Annotated in this window: 24 protein-coding genes; 20 read left to right on the top strand and 4 right to left on the bottom strand. The window is 38.8% G+C overall.

From position 1 onward, the window contains the following. Positions 1-20 precede the first annotated feature (20 nt). The 8 genes from nrdF to IEU51_RS04570 all read left to right on the top strand — a co-directional run bounded on the left by nrdF (position 21) and on the right by IEU51_RS04570 (position 7,774). Positions 21-989 carry a class 1b ribonucleoside-diphosphate reductase subunit beta gene (gene nrdF, locus IEU51_RS04605; RefSeq protein ID WP_186085646.1) on the top strand — a complete coding sequence of 323 codons (969 nt, stop codon included), beginning with the start codon at positions 21-23 and terminating at the stop codon, positions 987-989. Positions 990-1,838: 849 nt separating this feature from the next. Continuing rightward, a complete protein-coding gene (locus IEU51_RS04600; protein WP_186085084.1) occupies positions 1,839-2,243 on the top strand; it encodes a FixH family protein in 405 nt (134 codons plus the stop codon). Between the two features lie 128 nt (positions 2,244-2,371). Continuing rightward, positions 2,372-3,034 carry an SDR family oxidoreductase gene (locus IEU51_RS04595; RefSeq protein ID WP_186085087.1) on the top strand — a complete coding sequence of 221 codons (663 nt, stop codon included), beginning with the start codon at positions 2,372-2,374 and terminating at the stop codon, positions 3,032-3,034. Positions 3,035-3,231: 197 nt separating this feature from the next. Beyond that, entirely contained in the window at positions 3,232-4,197 is a 966-nt protein-coding gene (locus IEU51_RS04590; protein WP_186085090.1) for an ABC transporter permease, read from the top strand. After that, positions 4,190-5,161 carry an iron chelate uptake ABC transporter family permease subunit gene (locus IEU51_RS04585; protein ID WP_186085093.1) on the top strand — a complete coding sequence of 324 codons (972 nt, stop codon included), beginning with the start codon at positions 4,190-4,192 and terminating at the stop codon, positions 5,159-5,161. Before IEU51_RS04590 ends, IEU51_RS04585 begins: the two co-directional genes overlap by 8 nt. Next, on the top strand, positions 5,158-5,952 hold the full coding sequence (locus IEU51_RS04580) for an iron ABC transporter ATP-binding protein (protein WP_186085109.1): 795 nt from the start codon (positions 5,158-5,160) through the stop codon (positions 5,950-5,952). Before IEU51_RS04585 ends, IEU51_RS04580 begins: the two co-directional genes overlap by 4 nt. 48 nt (positions 5,953-6,000) lie before the next feature. Continuing rightward, on the top strand, positions 6,001-7,098 hold the full coding sequence (locus tag IEU51_RS04575; RefSeq protein ID WP_229713838.1) for a siderophore ABC transporter substrate-binding protein: 1,098 nt from the start codon (positions 6,001-6,003) through the stop codon (positions 7,096-7,098). A 127-nt stretch (positions 7,099-7,225) separates the two neighbouring features. After that, the gene (locus IEU51_RS04570) at positions 7,226-7,774 is read left to right on the top strand and encodes a hypothetical protein (protein ID WP_188349274.1); all 549 of its coding nucleotides are present in this window, start codon (positions 7,226-7,228) and stop codon (positions 7,772-7,774) included. A 265-nt stretch (positions 7,775-8,039) separates the two neighbouring features. Here the strand turns inward: IEU51_RS04570 and murB are convergent, their stop codons facing one another. Beyond that, positions 8,040-8,954, bottom strand: coding sequence for a UDP-N-acetylmuramate dehydrogenase (gene murB, locus IEU51_RS04565; protein ID WP_186085649.1), 915 nt, complete (start codon positions 8,952-8,954; stop codon positions 8,040-8,042). A gap of 129 nt (positions 8,955-9,083) precedes the next feature. Here murB and IEU51_RS04560 point away from each other — a divergent pair, with 129 nt between their 5' ends. Continuing rightward, a complete protein-coding gene (locus IEU51_RS04560; RefSeq protein WP_186085115.1) occupies positions 9,084-9,986 on the top strand; it encodes an EMYY motif lipoprotein in 903 nt (300 codons plus the stop codon). A 15-nt stretch (positions 9,987-10,001) separates the two neighbouring features. Here IEU51_RS04560 and IEU51_RS04555 read toward each other — a convergent pair whose 3' ends face one another. After that, a complete protein-coding gene (locus IEU51_RS04555; protein WP_186085118.1) occupies positions 10,002-10,232 on the bottom strand; it encodes a hypothetical protein in 231 nt (76 codons plus the stop codon). 92 nt (positions 10,233-10,324) lie between these two features. Between IEU51_RS04555 and ytxJ the strand changes: the two genes are divergently transcribed. Then, positions 10,325-10,645, top strand: coding sequence for a bacillithiol system redox-active protein YtxJ (gene ytxJ / locus IEU51_RS04550; protein ID WP_186085121.1), 321 nt, complete (start codon positions 10,325-10,327; stop codon positions 10,643-10,645). Between the two features lie 49 nt (positions 10,646-10,694). Here ytxJ and IEU51_RS04545 read toward each other — a convergent pair whose 3' ends face one another. Continuing rightward, complete coding sequence (locus IEU51_RS04545; protein WP_188349273.1) at positions 10,695-11,744, bottom strand: GGDEF domain-containing protein; 1,050 nt, start codon at positions 11,742-11,744, stop codon at positions 10,695-10,697. Between the two features lie 136 nt (positions 11,745-11,880). Here IEU51_RS04545 and IEU51_RS04540 point away from each other — a divergent pair, with 136 nt between their 5' ends. Then, on the top strand, positions 11,881-12,933 hold the full coding sequence (locus tag IEU51_RS04540; protein ID WP_186085127.1) for a glycosyltransferase family 4 protein: 1,053 nt from the start codon (positions 11,881-11,883) through the stop codon (positions 12,931-12,933). Here IEU51_RS04540 and IEU51_RS04535 read toward each other — a convergent pair. Then, complete coding sequence (locus IEU51_RS04535) at positions 12,928-13,563, bottom strand: YigZ family protein (RefSeq protein WP_186085130.1); 636 nt, start codon at positions 13,561-13,563, stop codon at positions 12,928-12,930. The two genes, IEU51_RS04540 and IEU51_RS04535, sit on opposite strands and share 6 nt — an antisense overlap. 85 nt (positions 13,564-13,648) lie before the next feature. Between IEU51_RS04535 and IEU51_RS04530 the strand changes: the two genes are divergently transcribed. From IEU51_RS04530 to IEU51_RS04490, 9 genes are all read left to right on the top strand, one after another. Beyond that, entirely contained in the window at positions 13,649-14,536 is an 888-nt protein-coding gene (locus tag IEU51_RS04530; RefSeq protein ID WP_229713837.1) for a DegV family protein, read from the top strand. Between the two features lie 57 nt (positions 14,537-14,593). Further along, positions 14,594-15,838 carry a DEAD/DEAH box helicase family protein gene (locus tag IEU51_RS04525; RefSeq protein ID WP_186085135.1) on the top strand — a complete coding sequence of 415 codons (1,245 nt, stop codon included), beginning with the start codon at positions 14,594-14,596 and terminating at the stop codon, positions 15,836-15,838. Next, entirely contained in the window at positions 15,839-16,438 is a 600-nt protein-coding gene (locus tag IEU51_RS04520) for a ComF family protein (RefSeq protein ID WP_186085138.1), read from the top strand. A 53-nt stretch (positions 16,439-16,491) separates the two neighbouring features. Then, positions 16,492-17,043, top strand: a complete 552-nt coding sequence (gene hpf, locus IEU51_RS04515) for a ribosome hibernation-promoting factor, HPF/YfiA family (RefSeq protein ID WP_308808171.1) — start codon at positions 16,492-16,494, stop codon at positions 17,041-17,043. Positions 17,044-17,164: 121 nt separating this feature from the next. Beyond that, positions 17,165-19,690, top strand: coding sequence for a preprotein translocase subunit SecA (secA, locus tag IEU51_RS04510; protein ID WP_186085141.1), 2,526 nt, complete (start codon positions 17,165-17,167; stop codon positions 19,688-19,690). Positions 19,691-19,700: 10 nt separating this feature from the next. Next, a protein-coding gene (prfB, locus tag IEU51_RS04505) for a peptide chain release factor 2 (protein ID WP_186085142.1) occupies positions 19,701-20,805 on the top strand; the annotation gives its coding sequence in 2 pieces (ribosomal slippage) (positions 19,701-19,772 and positions 19,774-20,805; 1,104 coding nt in all). Between the two features lie 230 nt (positions 20,806-21,035). Continuing rightward, a complete protein-coding gene (cccB, locus tag IEU51_RS04500; protein WP_186085145.1) occupies positions 21,036-21,353 on the top strand; it encodes a cytochrome c551 in 318 nt (105 codons plus the stop codon). A 69-nt stretch (positions 21,354-21,422) separates the two neighbouring features. After that, on the top strand, positions 21,423-21,749 hold the full coding sequence (locus IEU51_RS04495; RefSeq protein WP_186085148.1) for a c-type cytochrome: 327 nt from the start codon (positions 21,423-21,425) through the stop codon (positions 21,747-21,749). A gap of 149 nt (positions 21,750-21,898) precedes the next feature. Beyond that, positions 21,899-23,320, top strand: coding sequence for a C40 family peptidase (locus IEU51_RS04490; protein ID WP_186085151.1), 1,422 nt, complete (start codon positions 21,899-21,901; stop codon positions 23,318-23,320). Positions 23,321-23,546 lie beyond the last annotated feature (226 nt).

The raw sequence follows: 23,546 nt of genomic DNA, 5'->3' as shown, positions 1-23,546 counted from the left end.
TGAATATGAAAGAGCAATCGATGAAAGCTGTTAACTGGAACGTTGAAGAAGATACAACTCTCGTGTTCTGGAGACAAAACTTAGCTCAAATGTGGGTGGATACAGAATTCTCTGTATCCCGAGACATTAAATCATGGGCTGGTTTATCAGACGACGAAAAAGAAACGTTCAAGAAAGTACTTGCTGGACTTACAGGACTCGACACGCACCAAGCAGATGACGGTATGCCGTTGATCCTCTTGCACACAGACGACTTACGTAAGAAAGCAGTATACTCGTTCATGGGTATGATGGAGCAAATCCACGCGAAATCATATTCTCACATCTTTACAACATTAATTTCGACTAAAGAAACGAACGAACTATTAGATGAATGGGTATTAAAGAACCCCCACTTAAAATACAAAGCACAAGAAATCGTTGGACGTTACCACAAGTTATTCGATCCAAATCCGTCAATGTATGATCAATACATGGCACGCGTTGCATCAGTGTTCTTAGAATCATTCCTGTTCTACTCAGGATTCTATTACCCACTGTACTTAGCAGGAAACGGGCGTATGGTAACAAGTGGTGAAATCATTCGTAAGATTTTACTTGATGAATCCATCCACGGAGTGTTCACTGGACTTGACGCACAAACAGTATTCCAAAAACTAACTCCAGACGAACAAGAACGTGCTGAAAAAGAAATGTACGAATTACTCGAAGGCCTTTACCAAAATGAAGAGGCATACACTAAGAGTCTGTACGACAAAATCGGACTCACAGAAGACGTGCTCAACTACGTTAAATACAACGGAAACAGAGCACTCGCAAACTTAGGGTACCCACCATACTTTGAAGAAAAAGGCTTCAACCCAATCATCGAGAACGCACTCGATACAACAACTAAAAACCACGACTTCTTCTCAGTAAAAGGAGACGGCTACGTGCTCGCACTAAACGTCGAACCATTACAAGACGAAGACTTCATATTCGACAACTAATAATGTTGACGCATCCACTATCATCTGATGGTGGGTGCTTTTTTGATTGCAGCTTTTTATCTTGTTAAATAATCTGAGTATAGAGATAAACACACGGACTCCCGATGAATGTCACTTAGAAATTTGTATTTTGGGTAACTGCGTGACGATTAGGAGTTAATCGTCATGTCAAACCATGGAATTGCACAGACCATGTGATGATTAGGAGTTAATCAAGTCGTGGAATTCAAGGTTCGAGTAAACCACGTCACGATTAGAAGTTAATCAAGTCGTGGAATTCAGAGTTCATAGAAACCACGCCACGATTAGAAGTTAATCAAGTCGTGGAATTCAAAGTTCATAGAAACCACGTCACGATTAAGAGTTAATCAAGTCGTGGAATTCAGGGTTCGAGTAAACCACGTCACGATTAAGAGTTAATCAAGTCGTGGAAGTCAAAGTTCATAGAAACCACGTCACGATTAAGAGTTAATCAAGTCGTGGAATTCAGGGTTCATAGAAACCACGCCACGATTAGGAACTAATCAAGTCGTGGAATTCAGAGTTCATAGAAACCACGCTACGATTAGGACATGTAATTCTATATTCTTGAATCTCATGTATCATTTCGGTCACGAATACAACATGTAACTCTAAATTCCAGAGCAATATGTATCATTCCTCTCAAAAATACGTCATGAGATTCTAGCTCAGTGGCTTATATGTCCTATTCAGCTGTCGCAAACACACAGGTCCGCCCCGAACCTTCCAGCAACCGTGTTTTTATCTCCCTAATTCTACAAATTGACATATTTTAATACGCACCGGTAACGAGCGATGTGCTAATCTTTTGTTAAAGGAGAGAGTTTGATGAAAAGATTTTTAACATTATTTATGACAACAATCATCGCGGTGACGCTCGCTGCTTGTGGTAATTCTGATGCTGACAACCAAGATCACTCGATGCATGAAAACACGGATGAGGTTCATCCTTTAGAAGTGGAACTTACAGTTCCGTCTGAAATCACAGCTGGTGAAGCGGTGGAATTCAAGGCACACGTATTTATGGACGGCGAGCCACTTGAAGCAGACAGCATGATGTTTGAAGTGAAAAAAGGTGACGAGAGTATTGCAATGGTAGACGGTGAGTATCAAGATAACGGTGATTACACAATCGACTATACATTTGAAGAGGCGGGTACATACGAAGTGATCGCGCACACAGACGCGATGCACCAACATACGATGCCAATTGAAGAAGTTACTGTAAAATAATTGGACTGAGCATTTGCTCGGTCTTTTTTTGTAGATAAAAACCCACTCGCCAAAGAAAAATTATCACAAATGAACGAAGTTTCAATTGATGATATAATAGAGCGACAAGTTATTTTGGAGGTTTAAAAATGAAAGCCTATATCATCACAGATGCGCTGTCTTCACTTGGAAGAAGTCTTTCTGTAGAACTCGCAAAACAAAATCATAGTTTAATTTTATCAGGAGACAATTATTCTGAACTCGAAAAATTACTCGAAGAAATAAATGAAATAAGTTCTGTTCACCATGAAGTGTTTTTACTCGAACAATCGAAAGAAATCGACTGGCTAAACATGGTTGAAAAGATTGACTCAACGTTCGATGGTCTGGATGGGATTGTGTTTATCCATTCTATTCATACTGAAAATAACTCGATTTACGATGTCTCGTATGACGAGTTTAACCGCTTGATGCATGAACATGCTTGGGGTGCGTATCTCGGAATACGTACGCTCCGTAACTTACTGCGTGACGGCGAGCGTGCCGAGATTATTAACGTTGTTGAACCAACAACTGATGATGTGTTCGAACACAACTTATATTACACAATTACAGGTGCCATCAAAGGCTTGACAAAGTCGATGACAGAAGAGCTCAGCAAAGAAGATATCGACGTATATACTCTCAGCTATCGACCTAAAAATAGCGAAGATACGTTTGAGACAAACGATGTGAGTGCAACGCGCATCATCTTGGAAATATTAGAAGGAAATGCTTCATATCAACCAGGTAAATCAATCACGATTCATTAGAAATTAGGCACGCCTACATCGATTTCATAGATGATAGGTGTGTTTTCTTATTTGTAAAATTCTATATATGATATGACGTAGATCAAGTTCTGTGACAAAATTCTGAAAAACCATCAAGAAAGATTGGTAAATACATAGAGCTTGTGTATAATTAAGATAGATTTTATTGAGAATCATTATCAATTAGGCGGTTACTTATGGTTAAGAAATTATTCAGGTTAGATATCATGATCATCTTGCTTATCATTTTATCGGTGATATCCTTGTTTGTAGGAGTCAGCAGTCTGCCAATAAAAGATGTTTTTTCACTAGATGAACAACAGATATCCGTTTTAATACATAGTCGGATACCAAGAACAGTTTCCATTATTATAGCAGGGGCAGCACTCGCAACTTGTGGTCTCATCATGCAACAACTGACACGTAACAAATTCGTGTCGCCAACAACTGCAGGGACAATGGAATGGGCACAACTCGGTATCTTGATCGGGATGATTTTTTTCCCAAGTATCGGCATGTTATATAAACTCGGATTTGCAGCTATGCTCGCTTTAACAGGGACACTCATTTTCATGCAAATCATCACGAGAATTCAGTTTAAAGATATTATCTTTGTACCGCTCATTGGGCTTATGCTCGGGAGTGTCGTGGCATCAATCGGAACTTTCTTAGCACTACGCACGAATAACTTACAGTCTATCGCAAGTTGGATGCACGGAAGTTTCTCGACACTAGTGACGGGTCGTTACGAAGTCTTATACATCAGTATTCCATTATTCATCATCGCGATTTTTTACGCACACCAGTTTACAGTAGCCGGAATGGGAGAGGATTTTTCCAAAAACCTCGGACTTAATTACAAACGTGTCGTAAATATTGGTTTATTCATCACAGCTGCAATCACTGCAGTCGTTGTCGTAACGGTTGGGATGCTACCCTTCTTAGGTTTAATCGTTCCTAACATCGTATCGATATTTAAAGGGGATCATTTGCGGAGTACGATACTTATAACCGCAGTGCTCGGCGCGATATTTGTTATGATTTGCGACATCTTAGGACGCATCATCATCTATCCGTACGAAGTTTCAGTCGGACTCGTTATCGCAGTTATCGGCAGCCTCATTTTCCTAGTTCTGATCTTTAGGAGGGTGAAGCATGCATAAACACAGTGATAATAGAAAAAATAACATCTTGCTCATCGTACTTGGGCTCGTATCACTTGGGTTGGTTGTGTTTTATCTACTTTACGGGATAAACTTCCAGATTATCCATTATCAATTACCGTCCAGAGTTTTACGTACCGGCTCGATTATTGTCGTCGCCGTAGCGATTGGAATCTCAACGGTCATCTTTCAAACAATCGTAAAGAACAGAATCTTAACACCATCCATCATGGGTCTCGATTCTGTGTATGTGTTTATACAAACAACAATTATATTTATTGCAGGCGTAAGTTCACCTCTACTTTTAAATTCAACATACAACTATTTTTTAAGTATGGGATTGCTCGTTCTGTTTACAGTATTTGTATTTAAATATTTATTCAAACTTACTAAAAACAATGTGTTTATCTTGTTACTTATCGGGATTATTTTGGGAACTTTCTTCCAGAATCTATCCACATTCATGCAGGTGCTAATCAGCCCAGAAGATTTCATGATTTTACAAAATAACTTGTTTGGTAGCTTCAGTTCTACGAACGAAAGACTGCTCCTTATCACAAGTATCATTGTTTTCATCATGATTATCATTATCTTGTTGGATTTCCACTCGCTTGACGTGATGTCTTTAGGACGTGACACGGCCATTAATCTTGGTGTGAATTACGACCGAAAAGTATCATTCTTACTCATCATCGTTGCAGTGTTAGTATCCGCATCGACTGCACTCGTTGGGCCGATTATGTTCTTAGGATTACTCGTCGTTAACCTTGCACATGAGATTTTTAAAACATATAAACATTTTTATATAATTATAGGCACAGCGCTGATCAGTGTCATCGCACTGCTCATCGGACAGATGGTCGTACAGTTTATTTTCAAGAATAACATTGAATTAAGTGTTATTATTAACTTGATAGGTGGCGTGTACTTCATCTATCTAATGCTAAGGAGGAGTCGCAAGTGATCCAAATTAGAGGCCTGTCAAAGGCATATGGAGAGAAAAAAGTAGTTGAAGATGTATCACTAGATATAGAGAAGGGGAAGCTTCTATCCCTAATTGGACCAAACGGAGCAGGTAAGAGTACGGTTATCTCAATGGTGACACGTCTTTTAGATAAAAACTCAGGAGAAGTTTTGCTTGAAGGTGAAGATTTATTTACGAAGCCAGATAATGAACTCGCTAAAAAAATCTCAATTTTAAAGCAGAGTAACAACCTGGATTTAAATATAACGGTACGCGAACTGATTGCGTTTGGCCGTTATCCGTATTGTAAAGGTCGATTAAAACAAGAAGACAACGATAAGATTGACGAGGCAATTAAATATATGGGGCTCGGAGAATTCGAAGATCGCATGATTGATGAACTCTCAGGGGGTCAAAGACAGCGTGTATATATTGCAATGACAATCGCACAAGACACGGAATATATCTTTTTAGATGAGCCACTCAATAACTTAGACATGAAGCACTCCGTGCAAATCATGCAAATTTTGAGACGTCTATGTAGAGAAAGAAACAAAACGATTATTATTGTGATTCACGATATTAACTTTGCGTCATGTTATTCTGATAATATCGTTGCGTTAAAAGATGGCAAACTCGCAATCAGTGGGACAAAAGATGAAGTGATCCAAGAAAACATCCTGCGTGAAATATACGAAATGGATATCCAAATTCAAAATATTTGTGGGCACCAGATCTGTATTTATTTCGATGGCGAGGAAGCAGAATCTAAAGAATTATTTGGAGTGTAAACCTAATCTCTTAAAGGAGGTGGTGTGTGCACTATAGTTCAAAATTTAGTGGGGGCTAAGGAAGGGACTTTAAAAGAAATGAATTTCAAAAAAGTAAGTTTACTCGTATTATTTATGAGTGTTTTAATCATTGCAGCATGTGGTAAGGCAGAAGAGACATCATCTGACGATAAATCAGGTAAGGGTGAGGTTGAGACAGTCACTTACGAAAACAGTTATGAATTATCATTAGGTACAGAGAGAGACTCTGATACTGAAGCGGTTAAAGAAACAGTAGAACTACCTAAAAACTCAGATAAGGTTTTAGTGATGGACCTTGGTGTAGCATCAACATTCGCAGCATTAGGTTTAGAAGATAAAATTATTGGTTTACCTAAAGGTGACGGCAACTCAGTACTTGGTGAAGAACTTGAGAATTTCAAAGATGAAAAGTTTGCTAACCTTGGTGGTTTAAAAGAACCAGACTTCGAACAAGTAGCGATGCTAGATCCAGAAGTAATCATGATTTCAGGTAGACAAGCAAACTCTGATACTATTGATGAGCTTAAAAAAGCAGCACCAAATGCAAAAATTGTATACGTAGCTGCGAACCCAAATACTTATTTTGAAGATGTTAAAAAGATGACAACATTCTTAGGTGAAATGTATGACAAACAAGATGAAGCCAAGAAACTCGTTGAAGACTTTGATAACAAGGTAGAAGAAATTCATTCAGAAGTGGAAGCGTCAGACAAAGAGATGATGTTCATTCAAACGAATGGTGGGGATTTATCTCTACATGGTCCACAAGGACGTTATGACTTCTTATATAGTGCACTCGGCTTCAAATCAGCTGGTGAAATTCCTGATGAAAAAGAACAAAAACAAGCATCAACATCACACGGTAACCAAGTGAGTTACGAATACGTTGCAAAAAATAACCCAGGAATCATCTTAGTGATGGACCGCGGAGCAGCAATCAGTGATGGAAAAGACGCAACAAAAACAGATGTAATCAAAACTGAAGTAACTAAAAACGTAGACGCAATCAAAAACGACGCAATCTACGAATTAGACTCAGTAACGTGGTACCTAAACTCAGGCGGATACAAAACAGCAATGAGCCAATTAGAAGAAATCCACACAATCGTACAAGAAAGCAAATAATTACTTAAAACCAACCTTGCGAGAGGTTGGTTTTTTGTTTGGGGGAGGGAGAAGATTGGCGGGTGACCGACGGTCGGACGTCGAGCGGGTGTTTATCTTGTAGATAGGAGGCAAGTATGGGTGCTATATGGAAGATAACGGTCTTATCTTCTATATAGGAGGCAAGTATGGGCGCTATCTGGAAGATAACGGTCTTATCTTCTATATAGGAGGCAAGTATGGGCGCTATCTGGAAGATAACGGGTTTATTTTCTATATAGGAGGCAAGTATGGGCGCTATCTGGAAGATAACGGGTTTATTTTCTATATAGAAGTAGAGTGTGGGTGCTATCTGGAAGATAACGGGTTTATTTTCTATATAGGAGGCAAGTATGGGCGCTATCTGGAAGATAAAGGCTCTATTTTCTATATAGGAGGCAAGTGTAGCTGCTATCTTGAAGATAATGCGTTTATTTTCTATATAGAAGTAGAGTATGGGCACTATCTGGAAGATAACAGGTTTATCTTCTATATAGGAGTAAAGTATGGGTGCTATCTGGAAGATAACGGGTTTATTTTCTATATAGGAGGCAAGTGTGGGTGCTATCTGGAAGATAAAGGTCTTATCTTCTATATAGGAGGCAAGTATGGGCGCTATCTGGAAGATAACGGGTTTATTTTCTATCAACTCTCGTGATTAGAGTGGTGGGTGAAAGATAACAGGATTATCTTTCAGTTACTGTTTAATTTGAATGAGAATCTAATAAATTAAAGAATAACTATCGACGGTCTGCCACTCAAACATGAGTCCATGAATAATTACTACAACTTCGTTAAAAAATTCACAAATAAAAATAACACTTTCCTTCTAACACACTACGTTTCACCACCAAAACACTAACATCCCCACTCAACAAGATAAAAACCCGAAACCACCTTGGTTTCGGGCTCTACTACTAAAACTAATCTTCTTTTTCTCCGATAATACGTACTTCTCGTTCTAATTTGACTCCGAATTTATCAAACACCACGTCTTGTACGTGGGCGATGAGTGCTTCGTAGTCGCTGCCTGTGCCGTTGTCGACGTTGACCATGAATCCGGCGTGCTTTTTCGATACTTCGACGCCACCGATTCTGTGTCCTTGTAAATTAGAGTCTTGAATCAGCTTCCCAGCAAAGTGGCCGGGTGGTCTCTGGAATACGGATCCGCACGATGGCAATTCTAACGGTTGCTTCGATTCGCGTAGGTGCGTGAGTTCATCCATCACAGATTGGATGTCTTCCTGATTACTCTCTTCAAGCTCAAAAATTGCTTGCAGCACTAAATAATCGTTTTCTTGTACGACTGATTTACGATATCCAAGATGAAGATCATCTTTTCCGACAGTGATAATCTCCCCCTCTGGAGTCACCGCAATAATTTCAACAAGCACGTCCTTGATTTCACCACCATAAGCACCAGCGTTCATATACACTGCACCACCGACACTCCCCGGAATTCCGCATGCAAATTCTAGACCTGAAAGTGAATGGTCGCGAGCAAAACGCGAGACATCAATGATGCGTGCGCCACTTCCTGCATATACAGTGTTACCTTCACGCGTAATTTCTTTCAGTTCGAGCGTGTTTAAAACAACGCCACGAATACCACCATCACGAATAATGAGGTTCGAGCCATTCCCAAGAATCGTTACAGGAATATCGTTCTCCTTACAAAAAATGAGCGTATTTTTTGCATCTTCGTGAGTGTAAACAGTAATATAGAAATCAGCATTACCGCCTGTATGTGTATAAGTATAGTTTTTAAGTGGTTCATCTACTTTAATTAATGAATTTGGAAGTAAAGACTTCAATTCGTTTTCATATTGTTTCAAGATTAAAAAATCCCTTCATTTTTAAATCACTCTATATTATAAGCTACTATCGCAAGAATTAAAAATAAGACATAAAAGTTATGTTATAATAAGTGGGTTATAAAAGAAAGCATGTAGATTGGAAGTGAATCCGTGCGACTCTTCAAAAAGATTAAGATTCGTATGTTTCTCATCACGGCGCTCAGTATCGTGCTCGTGGCGTGTGGAAATAACTTAAAAGAAGACAAAGATAAATATTTGAAAAATATGCAGCCTGTGTATGATATGGAAGATAAAGACACGACTGCTGCCGAACAATTAGATACTAAGAAAATAGAAAACATTTACGTTGGTACCGAGTCTAAAGTAAAAGATGAAGACCTTAATCACTATTTTGAAATATTAGATGAATCTCTCATTCCACTTGCAACAGAGATGGAAGAGAAGGCCAATAATGTTGAAGTGACGAACGAAGAAATCATAACTCTACACGACTCTTATAAAGAAAGTATCAAGTTGAAAAAGCAATTTGCAGAAGAACTTCGAGAATATCTGGATATATATCAGCGCTCTGTTGAAATAAACTCTCAACTCACGGACTATGGTGAGAAGGTGCTTAACAACAAAAAGGCACGCGACAGACTCATCCAAGAAAAGCACACTGACGCCGAAAAGAAAGAAATTGACGCACTAGTAAAAGTCATTAACAATAACAGTGAAACTTTAGAAGATGAAGCGACAACATTACAAAAAGACTTGTCGATTGTAGAGAAAGAAGAACATATCAAAAATGTGCTCATGCCACTCCTTGATAAGCAGATCGCAAATATCAACAGCATTGCGATCAAGACAAACAAAGGAAAAGAAGTGCGTACGCTCTCACTCGAAATGTTCTACACATTTAAATCCTATTATGAAGAGCGCGCGAACTTAATGAGAGTTTACGAAGATGAAGGTAACTATCAACTTCAAAATATCTTACCTAAACTCGAAGTATCAAAAAAAGTTTCCGACAAATATCATAAAAACGTAGAAAAGCTGGACTCTAAAAAATAGATCCAGCTTTTTTCGTTATTCTTGTGTTTTATCTTGGTTATGCATTGGATGGTTTGGGTTGTTTTTCATTCGGGTAATCATGACATTACGAGCAATTAATGTGATAGCCCAAAAAGCGAATACTATTACAAAAATCCAAGACACTGTTGCGTTATTTTTAAAGTCTATAAAATACAGAATAACCACAATTAAGAGTGTTGCATTTATTGTATCTAGTATATTCCAACGTTTTAACGGACGATTCATATGAAAGCCTCCTATAAAATATTTTTCAAATTTTAATTTGATTTTAATAAAAATAAGTGATAAATTAAATAAAGCCATGAAGGGGTGATTAAATGCTTACGAAAATAACATCGATTGAGGCGTTCACACGTTTGCTTGAAGAAAAGTCTTACTTTTACTTTATGAAGCATAGTATTACATGCCCGATATCTATTAATGCATTCGAAGAATTCAAGAAATTCCATTATGAACGTGATATCGACGGATATTATTTAATCGTGCAAGATCATCGAGAGCTATCTAATTATATAGCAGACCATTTTGATATTAAACACGAATCTCCACAAGCGTTCTATTTTGAGAATGGAACGGTAAAGTGGCATGACTCTCATTCAAATATTACAGTACAAAAACTTGCAAGTGTAGAAGACTAATATAGAGCCAGAAAAGCAAAAAAGCTTTACTGGCTTTTTTCTTTTTCACTTATCCAATCGGTGCAAACATCACGCGGTTCTGACCTTGCTTCTTCGCAGCGAACAACATGCTGTCTGCAATCTTCACGAGATCTTTACGTGTTGCCTCTTTCGTATCAACATATCCAATTCCAATGGACACCGTCATGTTGATGACGTCTGATTCATCCACATGAAACTTCGTAAGTTCGACTGAGTTACGAATTCCTTCTGCGAGTCTCACTGTACTATCAAAATTTAGATCTCCGAGTACCATCGAAAACTCTTCCCCAGTATTTCTAAACAAAGTGCCACCAGTAGGCACATGGTTCTTCAGTAAATCCGACAATTGCTTAATCAATCTATCCCCAGACTCAAAACCTTGCATATCGTTAATCAATTTAAAATTATCAATGTCAATGAGCAGAATACTTATGGATTCATTCTTTAAAAACATCTCATCTAAATGAGTGTCCATTGTTTTTATGTTACCAAGTTTTGTCAATGGATCATAAAACTTTTCTTCTTCGACGCGTTTATACAGTCGAATCAAATTCTGAATGTCTGTGTAAATGAGTGACGCTAGGAATGTTGCAATCGATGAAAAGATGACGAACAAAAATCCGACATTCAGTGAAATCGGTGCGACAAATAAATGTAATAAAATCATATACAGACATGTAAAGATAAAGTTAGATCCAATTAAGATAACCATCTTTGGCGTTCTGATAAAAGGGACAATTAAGAAAAATAAAATTGCGAGACCTAAGAATATAAAGAATTGCATGAGATCATAATCAAAAACAAAGTAATAGACGACGAATACGATACCGATCGATAACAATTTATAACCGAATGTATTATACAGTAATAAAAACAAGATCGGGATGTAGAAAAAGCTCAACGTGATATTTCCAAGATTTATTGGTACGAGTAGTAAGAGTGCTGAAATCGACGTCAGCATAAACGCTTGGAAAAAATCAGAGTCTACGAGGTTTTTATCTTCAAAAAACTGTATTCTATAAAACATATATATACAGCTCAAAATGAGCGCAATACTGAGTATAAAATTAACTGTCATATCAGTCGCCATCCTTTTTTGATATCTGTAATAGTATACAATTATTTTACAATTAATTAAACGTATTCACATATAAATTCAGTATAGAAGCTATAAATATGATATAGTATATTGGACTAAACTGAACGGTGAGCCTATGTATACATTATTTTTATTAGTACTATCCGCGATTATTAGCTTTATTATTGCACCGTTATTTATGAGACTGAGCTATCGTTTTGGGTTTGTAGATTATCCAAACCATCGTAAACAACATGAAAGACCGATGCCGTTTTCTGGTGGGGTTTCGATACTTGTCTCATTTGTAATTACAGTAATCATCGCACAACCTGTGGAGCGAGAATATATCCCAATTATTTTAGGGGGAACTCTGATTGTGATCTTAGGGATCATTGATGATAAATATGACCTGAAGCCGAGTATAAAATTCCTCGGACAGCTTGTAGTCATCAGCATTCCAATCTTTTTTGGAATCATCATCGACACAATCAATCCATTCGGTATTACGATGAACTTCGGTGTGTTCGCAATTCCATTCACATTTCTTTGGATTGCAGTGATCATCAACGCCATCAATTTGATTGACGGACTCGATGGTTTAGCTGCAGGTGTGAGTGTCATTGCATTATCGAGCATCGCGTTTATTGGTATATTACAAAACAATATTTTTGTCATGATGATCAGTGTGATCTTGATTGGATCGACGCTCGGCGTACTCTACTATAACTTCAACCCAGCAAAGCTCTTCTTAGGAGACAATGGGTCGATGTTGCTCGGGTACGTGCTTGGTGTGTTATCGATTCTCGGGTTTAAGAACGTCACGTTCTTCTCGATTTTATTCCCAATCATCATATTAGGTGTCCCTTTTATTGACATCACGTTTGCTGCGGTTAGAAGATACCGTGAAGGTGTGAGCTTAACCCGCGCCGACCGCGGACACTTGCATCATAAGTTACAGTACATCGGTTTCTCACACCGTGAGAGTGTAATCCTGATTTACTTCATGGCAACGTTATTTGCTGTCGCATCAGTAATACTTTACTTATCAACAGTGACAGGTGCTGTGTTAATCTGCATCTTACTTGTATTCTCTGTTGTGATCATTGTAGAAGCGACGGATTTAATAGGATCAAATAAACGTCCGATTTTAAACTTCTTGCAAAAAATATTTGAAAGAATTTCCTCATAGAACGAGCACACGTTCTGCCATTTCTACGTCTTTTGTAGTTATCCAGAATGTGTCGCTCGTTATTTCTTTTAGCGTCTCACGCACTTTTTCTACCATCGGTTCTTCAATCATAAGATGATACGTGACTTTATCTGTATATTCTTGGTCTTTAATTTCTATATTTTCATTGCCTAGGAAATACTCGAATTTATTTGTGAATGTGTAATCTAAGACGATTTCAGTTGGTATCATCGGAACTAAAAATACTTTTCCAGAATCTTTGACAGCTTCTGCTGCCGACTGAGAGTATGCACGAATCAGTCCGCCTGCACCGAGCTTTATGCCTCCAAAATATCTTGTTACAACAACCGTACAGTTATAGAGTGACTCTCGTTTCAATACTTCTAATATCGGTACACCAGCTGTACCACTTGGTTCACCGTCATCATCCGCACGCTGAATCAATGCACTCTCACCGATGATGTACGCACTACAGTTATGTGTCGCTTCACGGTGTTCTTTCTTTATCTTTTGAATGAACAGACGTGCATCATCTTCAGTCTCCGTACGTGCAATGTGCGAAATGAAGCGTGATTTTTTAATATCTATTTCAGTTTTTATATTTTTATGGTTCATATAAGCTTGTTCCATTGTCTTCCACCTCTAAAAATAGTTTAACATAGCAAAGTATTATAGTATTATAGTAATGAGTGTTAAGGGTATGGAGGACAAGCAAATGAAAATTGCGATTGTAGTAGACTCAACAGCTTATCTATCAGAGGAAATAAAAGATAAAAATAATATTTACACAATCTCATTGAATACAATCTTTGGCGAAGAAACATATCGTGAGGGTAAAGACATCACGACTGAAGAATTTTATGACAAGATGAGAGATTTTGATGGATTGCCAAGTACGAGCCAACCATCAATTGGGGATTATATTTTACTTCTAGCAGAGTTAAACAAAGAAGGATATACAGACGTGATTTCATTCCACTTATCTGCTGGAATTAGTGGTACGTGCCAGAACGCATTATCTGCAGCACAAAGTGTTGAAGGTATTAATGTACACGTTGTGGATTCAGAGATTGCTTGTACACCTCAAGGGTTGCTTGCATTATATGCAGCTCAAAATAAAGATACAAAACCAATCGATGAGCTCTTAGATGAATTAAACACGCTAAAACAAAAAGAACATATGAATGCTTATTTCATTGTTAACGACTTAACGAATTTACAAAAAGGTGGACGCCTTTCAAATGCACAAGCATTTGTAGGGGGTCTTTTACGCATCAAACCGATCTTAGAATTCGAAGACGGAAAAATAGTTGCGAAAGGTAAAATTCGTACAATGAAAAAAGCACAAGACAAAGTCATCCAACTTGTGAAATCTGACTTCGAAAAGAATGGCCATTCTGATAAAGAAATGGTCATCACAATCATTCATGGGAATGACGAAGAAGCAGCAGATGCTTGGATTGAAGAGTTAAAAGAGGATTCTGTATTCTCTAAAACAACATTCCTAAAAAGTTACTTCGGGCCTGTCATTGGGACTCATTTAGGAGAAGAAGCACTTGGTTTAGGATATTCAGACATGAAATTAGACTTAACTGGATTTTAAAAAATAATAGAGATACGCGCAGCATATTTGCTGTGCGTATTTTTTATGGAGAAATATATGAAATTAAAATACAAAGGACAACACTTATATAAGGAACGTGGCGTTATTCACGAGAATGGTAAGTACACATGCCTACGCTGCAGTAACACGAGTGTGAGCATGTTTTATTCTTATAAAGATTTACGAGGGGCATGTACGTATTGTTTAAAGTGTATTGCCCTCGGCCGGAGCGATAGCCTGACTCCATTATTTTACGAAGACACCAAACGGTATAAAGATAATATCGAATTTAAGCTCAACTTCGAATTAAACAAAGAGCAACAGCACGCCTCAGACATGATCGTCTCTGCCATACAAAACAATCATGACCTATTGCTGTATGCGGTGACTGGCGCAGGGAAGACGGAGATCACATTCCAAGGTATCGAATACGCAAGGAATAACGGACTGAACGTGGCATTTGTCTCACCACGTGTTGATGTCGTTCGTGAAATTTATTTGAGACTAATAGATGCATTTGTCACAGCACGTATTGATTTATTGTATGCCGACGAAAAGATTGAGACAGACTACGTGTTCACGGTATGTACAGTCCATCAGCTCTACAATTTCATCGAACACTTTGACGTCATCATCGTCGATGAGGTCGATGCTTTCCCACTTGCTCGTGATAAAATTCTTGAAAATCAAATAAGACGTGCTTTAACGAAAACAGGGTCTTGCATCTTACTGACAGCTACTCCAAATCGTGCGTTACTAAGAGGGTTTAAAAATACAGAAACCGTCACAATAAAACGACGATACCATGGACAAAAACTCACGATGCCTGAAGTGATTTTTCGAGACATAGAAAAAACATTTAAGAAAAAGAAGTTAGATAAAACATTAAAAGACTATATAGACAAAAGCATAGAAGAAAATCGCAAAGTTTTGATTTTTGTACCAGAAATACGCATGCTAGAACCGTTCATGGAAGTACTAAAAGTAAATTACTCAAAAATTGATTCAGTATACAGCGGAGATCCATTAAGAAAACAAAAAGTAGAACAGATGAGAAATGACACGCTCGATATTTTAGTGACGACGACAATTTTAGAACGTGGTGTGACTTTTAAATATTTAGATGTCTATGTGGTGCACGCAGAATATTTCGATAGCGCAAGTCTGATGCAAATCGCCGGGCGAGCAGGACGAAAAATTGTCGATCCTGTTGGTAATGTTTATCTTTTTGCAAAGCACAATACGCTGTCTCTACTTAAAACAAAACAGACGGTTCGAATGTTTAATAAAGGAGAAGTCTAGATGATTTGCTTAATGTGCCACAACCAATTGCAAACTGAGATGACGATACTCAACATGTTTCAAAAAGAATCTCGAATATGCATGGATTGCCGAGATGAACTTCTAAAAGAAACCAATACAAATTATGAATACCCGCATGAGGTCACGAGCTTCTTAAACTACAATGAAAGGGTTGCGGATCTCTTTCACCGTTACAAGTTTATGGGAGATAATGCGTTAAAAGAAGTACTTGCATCTTTCATTAACCACAACTTTAAATCCTACGACTTTGTAGTCCCCGTCCCTTTATCTACAAAACGATTATCTGAACGTGGCTACAACCAAGTAACAGAAGTACTCGACTGTTTGAAAATAAAATACACGGATATGCTAGAAACGGCACATCGAAAAAGACAATCGGAGCGCTCAAAATCCGAACGTGCCAAAAGTCAAAATCCGTTCACAATTAAAGGCACTTTTGACGTTTCAGTACTCAAAAATAAGAGAATATTAATAGTAGACGACATATATACGACCGGGATGACGATGACACATGCGGTAGAGGTGCTAGACGCACATGAAGTCGCTGAAATTAAAGTGTTAACGTTTTCAAAGGTTTAAGTTGTTTGGTATAATGGGTATAAGAAATAACCGATTCATTAGGAGGGTTCATCATGATTAAAGTAGAAATCAGAGGAGAAAACATCGAGGTAACAGATGCGATCAGAAGCTTCATTGAAGACAAAGTGAGCAAATTAGAACGTTACTTCAAAAATGACCCAGAGGTATTTGCACACGCAAATATTAAAACGTATCAGAACAAACAAGGGAAGTTTGAGATAACAATCCCAATGAAAGGTTTGACATTACGTGCCGAAGAAGTTCACGACGACTTATACGTTGCCGTTGACCAATCGGTTGATAAATTAGAACGTCAAATCAGAAAGCATAAAACAAAAATTAACCGTAAGTTCCGTGAGACAGCTCAAGCTGAAGTAGACATGTTCAGCGTACAAGAGCCAGGCCAAGACGATCAAAAAGACGATGAAATTAAAGTCTTTAAATCTAAGGAATTTACATTAAAACCAATGGATGCTGAAGAAGCGATCTTACAAATGGACATGCTTGGTCACGATTTCTTCGTATTTAACGACAGAGAAACTGACGGCACAAGCATTGTATATAGACGTAAAGACGGTCAGTATGGTTTAATCGAAACAAATTAAATAGCTTTAAAGTAAGACGCCCCGAATGGTTCGTTCGGGGCTTTTAATGTGCATACGTTTATTTTAAAAGATATATTTGGTAAAATAATATGATGATAACTAATGTGTTAGGAGAATTTGCATGAGCATTTTGCGTAAAATATTTGATGGTAATAAGCGCGAAGTAAAATCGCTCTCTAAACAAGCAGATCAAGTGCTTGAACTAGAAAGCACAATGAGTGCGTTAAGCGATGAACAGCTGCTAGAAAAGACACAAGAATTCCAAGCAAGACTTAAAGAACATAAAGACGATATAAAGAAACAAAATAAAATTTTAGATGAGATTTTAGTAGAGGCATTCGCTGTCGTACGTGAAGGTTCTAAGCGTGTGCTAGGACTCACGCCATTTAAAGTTCAAATCATGGGTGGTATCGCACTGCATAACGGTGATATTGCTGAGATGAAAACCGGTGAAGGTAAAACGTTAACTGCAACAATGCCTGTGTACTTAAACGCCTTAACAGGACGCGGCGTACACGTAATCACAGTCAACGAATATCTTTCAAGCGTCCAAAGTGAAGAGATGGCATTACTGTATAACTTCTTAGGGCTTACAGTAGGTCTAAACTTAAACTCGAAAAATGCTGAAGAAAAGCGCGAAGCATACGCACAAGATATCACGTATTCAACGAACAACGAACTCGGTTTCGACTATCTTCGTGACAACATGGTGACCTATAAGAAAGACCGCGTACTGCGCAGCTTAAACTACTGCGTAGTCGACGAGGTTGACTCTATTTTAATTGACGAAGCACGTACACCACTGATTATTTCAGGGACTGCAGATGAGCGTACAGATGCATATATGCAAGCACAACTCTTTGTGAGCACTCTGAAAAAAGATGAAGAATACACATATGATGTGCGTAAAAATACAATTCTCTTAACTGAAGAAGGTATGACTAAAGCTGAAAAATGGTACAAGCTCGAAAACTTATTCGACGTGAAACACGTAGGCATCCTACACCACATTAACCAAGCGCTCCGTGCGAACTATACGATGGAGAAAAACGTGGACTATGTGGTTGAAGACAATGAGATTTTAATTGTCGATAAATTCACGGGACGCACAATGCCAGGACGTCGCTTCTCTGAAGGGCTCCACCAAGCAATCGAAGCAAAAGAAGCAGTGGAAATTCAAAAAGAATCTAAAACACTCGCGTCGATTACATTCCAGAACTTCTTCAGACTGTACAATAAATTGTCTGGTATGACAGGTACGGCGAAAACGGAAGAAGAAGAATTTCTAAATATTTATAACATGCGCGTAATACAGATTCCAACGAACAGACCTGTTGCACGTATTGATAACAACGACAAAGTGTTTTCAACAAAAGAACATAAATTCGATGCGGTGATTGATGAAGTGAAAGAGCGTCACGAAAAAGGACAACCGATCTTAATCGGTACGGTTGCGGTTGAAACATCTGAACTCATCTCCGACCTATTGAAAAAACAAGGCATCAGACACAGCGTACTGAACGCGAAACACCACGAGATGGAAGCAGAGATTATCGAAAACGCTGGTGAACGCGGTGCGGTAACGATTGCGACAAACATGGCCGGTCGTGGTACAGACATCAAACTCGGCGAAGGTGTTAAAGAGTTAGGTGGACTTGCAGTAATTGGTACAGAACGTCACGAATCTCGTCGTATCGACGATCAGTTACGTGGTCGTTCAGGTCGTCAAGGTGACGTTGGTGTAAGTACATTCTATCTGTCACTTCAAGATGACCTCATGCTGCGTTTCGGTTCTGACCGAATCCAAGCGATGATGGAACGCCTCGGCATGCAAGACGAACAATTAACAAGTGGATTCATTACGCGTGGGGTAGAATCATCACAAAAACGTGTGGAAGGGAACAACTTCGACGCACGTAAACGTGTACTCGAATACGATGATGTTCTTCGTCGTCAACGTGAAATTATCTACGGAGAGCGTAACGAAATCATTGACAAAGAAGATGTTCGCGAACTGCTTTACGGCATGATTGACTCATCAATCGCACGTACAGTAGAGTTCTTAAACACGGAAGTGGAAGGCTCTGTTGATTACGAAAACATGAAAAACGTGCTCGTAGACATGTACGTGAGAGACGAAGACATCACTGTGTCTGATATCACAAACCGCACAGACGATGAAATCATCGAACTTGTTAAGACGAAATCACGCGAAGAATTAGAACGAAAAGAAGAAACATTAACAAGTGAGCGCATGCGCTTATTCGAACGTATGATGATGCTTAGACAAATCGACCAGAAATGGACAGAACATATTGACGCGATGGACCAACTGAGAACGGGTATTCATCTCCGTTCATATGGTCAAATTAACCCGCTACGTGAGTATCAAAACGAAGGACTTGAAATGTTTGAAAACATGATGGTCGCAATCGAAGATGATACAGCAAAATTTGTTCTAAAAACACAAGTTCAAGGCAATGAAGAAGTGAAGCGTGAACAAGTTGTGGACAGAAGCAAGATGAGAGCCGGAGACGGGAAAGAAAAAGTAAAGAAAGCGCCAGTGAGAAAGAAAGTAACGGTTGGTCGTAACGATCCATGTCCATGTGGATCTGGTAAGAAGTACAAAAACTGTCACGGTGCTTAAGGAGTAAATTATGGAAAAGAGCGAAATTAGACAATTCTTATCTGAGATGAGAGACAAACTCGAAAACTTTAGGGGGTCTCTTTGACTTAGAGGAAAAAGAAGTCAATATAAGAGAGAATGAAGAGCGCATGGCAGAGCCGACATTTTGGGATGACCAAGAGTCGGCGAACGCTGTGATTCAAGAGACGAATGCACTAAAAGGAGTTGTCGATGGATACAAGGAAATTGAAACTGAAGTTGACGACATTGAAGTGACGTTTGAGCTACTCGACGAAGAGTACGATGAAGACTTAGCAAACGATGTTGAGTCAATGGTACAGTCTGCAAAAGAGAAGGCTGAATCTTACGAAATGAATCTTCTCCTAAGTGAAGAGCACGATGACTCAGACGCAATTTTAGAACTTCATCCTGGAGCAGGTGGTACAGAAGCACAAGACTGGGCAGAAATGCTACTGCGTATGTACCAACGATTTGCGGATCATGAAGGATTTAAGTTAGAGACTTTAGATTATCAATCTGGAGATGAAGCGGGCGTTAAGAGTGTGACGATTTTAGTCAAAGGACCATTTGCGTACGGCATGTTAAAAGGAGAAAAAGGTGTGCACCGACTTGTGCGTATCTCTCCTTTTGACTCGTCAGGACGCCGCCACACGTCATTCGTATCATGCGAAGTGACGCCTCAGTTCAAAGACACGGAAATTGATATCGAAATAAATAGTGACGATATTAGTGTCGACACATACCGTTCGAGCGGAGCCGGCGGACAGCACGTCAACACGACAGACTCAGCCGTACGAATCACGCACCATCCGAGTGGAATCGTTGTGACATGTCAGAACGAACGTTCACAGATAAAAAACAGAGAAACCGCAATGAAGATGTTGAAATCTAAGCTCTATCAATTAGAGCTTGAAAAGCAAAAAGAAGAAATTGCAAAAATTAAAGGCGAACAAATGGAAATTGGTTGGGGATCGCAGATTAGATCATACGTCTTCCATCCATACTCAATGATCAAAGACCACAGAACAGGCTACGAAGTCGGAAACACCGACAAGACGATGGACGGCGATCTAAACGGCTTCATCGACGCGTACCTCAGATGGCATGTAAGTTAATAGATTGTATTGATAGGAACGAACTCTCGAGGGAGAGTTCGTTTTTTTTTAAATACGAAATGTGTAGTAGAATCCTCAAAGGATTTCTAATTTTATCTTGTGAAAACACTAAAAATAACATTAATCTTTATGAAATTTCTTATTATAGTGTTTTTAAATACAACTAAAGGGTATTGAATAAGGACATCAAGTGGTACATAATTAAAAGTAAGAATGAGGGGGGATTTGTAATGAAAAAGTTATTTGCATCACTTTCTTTTGCAGCAGTTCTCACACTTGCAGCTTGTGGTGGCGGTGGCGAATCGGCTGACGAAGCAAACTCAGGTGACGTGGATCCTGAAAAAATCTTCAACCAATCATGTGCGAGCTGTCACGGTAGCGACCTAACAGGAGCATCTGGTCCAGATATTTCAACAGTCGGCGATCGTCTTTCTGAAGATGAAATCAAAGATGTTATTGAAAACGGTCAAGGCGGAATGCCTGGTGGTCTAGTTCAAGACCAAGCAGAGCTTGACGCACTTGCATCATGGTTAGCAGATCATAAGTAAGCTTTAGCGGGCGACATGCCCCTAAGGCTTTTTTACTTGCCGAAAAATTCATATATAGGAGAAATATTTATGCGCAAAATAATTACAGTACTTACTCTTACGATTCTTCTCGCAGGTTGTGGTACTTCAGAAGATAAAAATACGGCAACTAAAGAGACAGTCTCAGACGCAGATCCAGGCGAACTCGTGTATAAGCAAACATGTATCGGATGTCATGGCCAAGATCTCGGTGGACGAGGTAGTAGTGCCAAAGATTTAACACATATCGGATCGAAACTATCGGAAGAAGAAATTAAAAACGTTGTAATAAACGGGAGACGCAGTATGCCTGCTGGACTCGTAAAAGACGAGGAAGACCTTGATGCTCTTGCAAAGTGGCTACATTCACATAAATAGACGATGTTTCTTTAATCTAACGGTTATATTACAGAAGTGTAACAATGAAAATATCGCGAATCCCCTATGATATAGTTAGTACCAACTAATAAAACGAACTTAGATAAACAGAAAAAAACGATTCATAAACCGTAGGAGGATTTTTAAGGATGAAGAAGACGATTTTTTCAGTAGCAACTTTAACGGCATTAACAGGAGTATCAGCAGTAACAGCAAACGCAGAAGAAGTAACAGTAAAATCAGGTGACTCTCTTTGGAGCATTGCACAAGCAGCAGGTACAACTGTAGCTGACTTAAAAGCAGAGAATAATCTTAAATCAGACTTAATCCACCCAGGTGACGTATTAAGTTTTAATCAAACAGTAGAAGTATCAAAAGATACATATACAGTAAAAGCTGGAGACACACTTTGGGCAATCGGAAACGAAGTTGGACTTTCTTACCAAGAAATCATGACAATCAACAACTTAAACTCTGACATGATTTACCCAGGACAAACATTATCATTAGTCGCTTCTGTAGAAGAAAACACGCAAACTTCTGAGACTGCAACTGTACAAGAAGTTGAAGTCGCTGAAGAAGTTCAAGCAGAGGAAGTTACACAAGTTGAAGAAACTCAAGTTGAAGTTGTAGAAGAAGTTGAAGCTACTGAAACAGTTGAAGTACAAGAAACTGGTGCATATATCGTACAAAAAGGCGATACATTAGCAAGCATTTCACGTGCAACAGGTGTAGACGTTGATACATTAAAAGCTTTAAACAGCTTAAAATCAGACATGATCTTCCCGGACGACGTTTTAGTTTTAACAGGCGAAGTTCCAACAACTCCTGCGGTTGAAGAAGTATCTGAAGTTGAAAAAATAGAAGTTGCCGTTGAAACTGTAGATCAAGCAGCTGAGAAAGCAGAAGCGGACAGAGTAGCAGCTGAACAAGCGGCAGTTGAGAAAGCAGAAGCGGACAGAGTAGCAGCTGAACAAGCGGCAGTTGAGAAAGCAGAAGCAGACAGAGTAGCAGCTGAACAAGCGGCGGCACGTCAAGCTGAGGCTGACCGTCAAGCGGCAATTAAAGCTGAAGAAGAAAGAGTAGCGGCACAACGTGCAGAAGAAGCACGCATTCAAGCTCAAAAAGAACAACAAAGAATTGCAGCTCAAAAAGCAGCTGAAAAACGTGAACGTGAAGCAGCAGCACAAAAAGCAGCACAGCAAGCGTCACAACCTGTTTCACAAGGAAACGGTAATGCATACACAATCGCATTAAACCTTTCAAAAGGAAAATCATATGTATATGGTGCAAACAGTGCATACGCAGTAGACTGTTCATCATTCGCGCAACAATTTATGGCGCAATATAAAGGTAAAAACATTCCACGTACAACATGGGCTCAAAGAGATGCTGGAACTAGAGTATCTAACCCACAACCCGGAGATCTTGTTTTCTTCAACAACTATTCACACGTTGGAGTATACGTAGGTAACGGTATGATGGTAGATGCACTTAACCCATCTGAAGGCGTTGGCCTTAGAGCTGTATCATACGTACACGGTTACGTTGATGGATATTACAGATATTAATGCGCTCCTTATATTTAAAATAGATTTACTAAGTCCGAGTTTATGCTCGGACTTTTTTAATTTTTGAATAAATAGTAAAGATAAAGACACGGATTGTAACAATATACACTGCATTTTTACGTTTATATTACATTATGATTACATCGGATTAAATCACTGATTTTTATGCTATAGTAGGTCGTATCTTGATTGTATAAACTATTTAAAACTTTTATAAACGGAAGTT

The organism is Phocicoccus schoeneichii (assembly GCF_014635565.1).
Lineage (GTDB): Bacteria > Bacillota > Bacilli > Staphylococcales > Salinicoccaceae > Phocicoccus > Phocicoccus schoeneichii.
The sequence above is the reverse complement of the archived record's forward strand: the minus strand, read 5'-3'. Positions and strand labels throughout refer to the sequence as shown.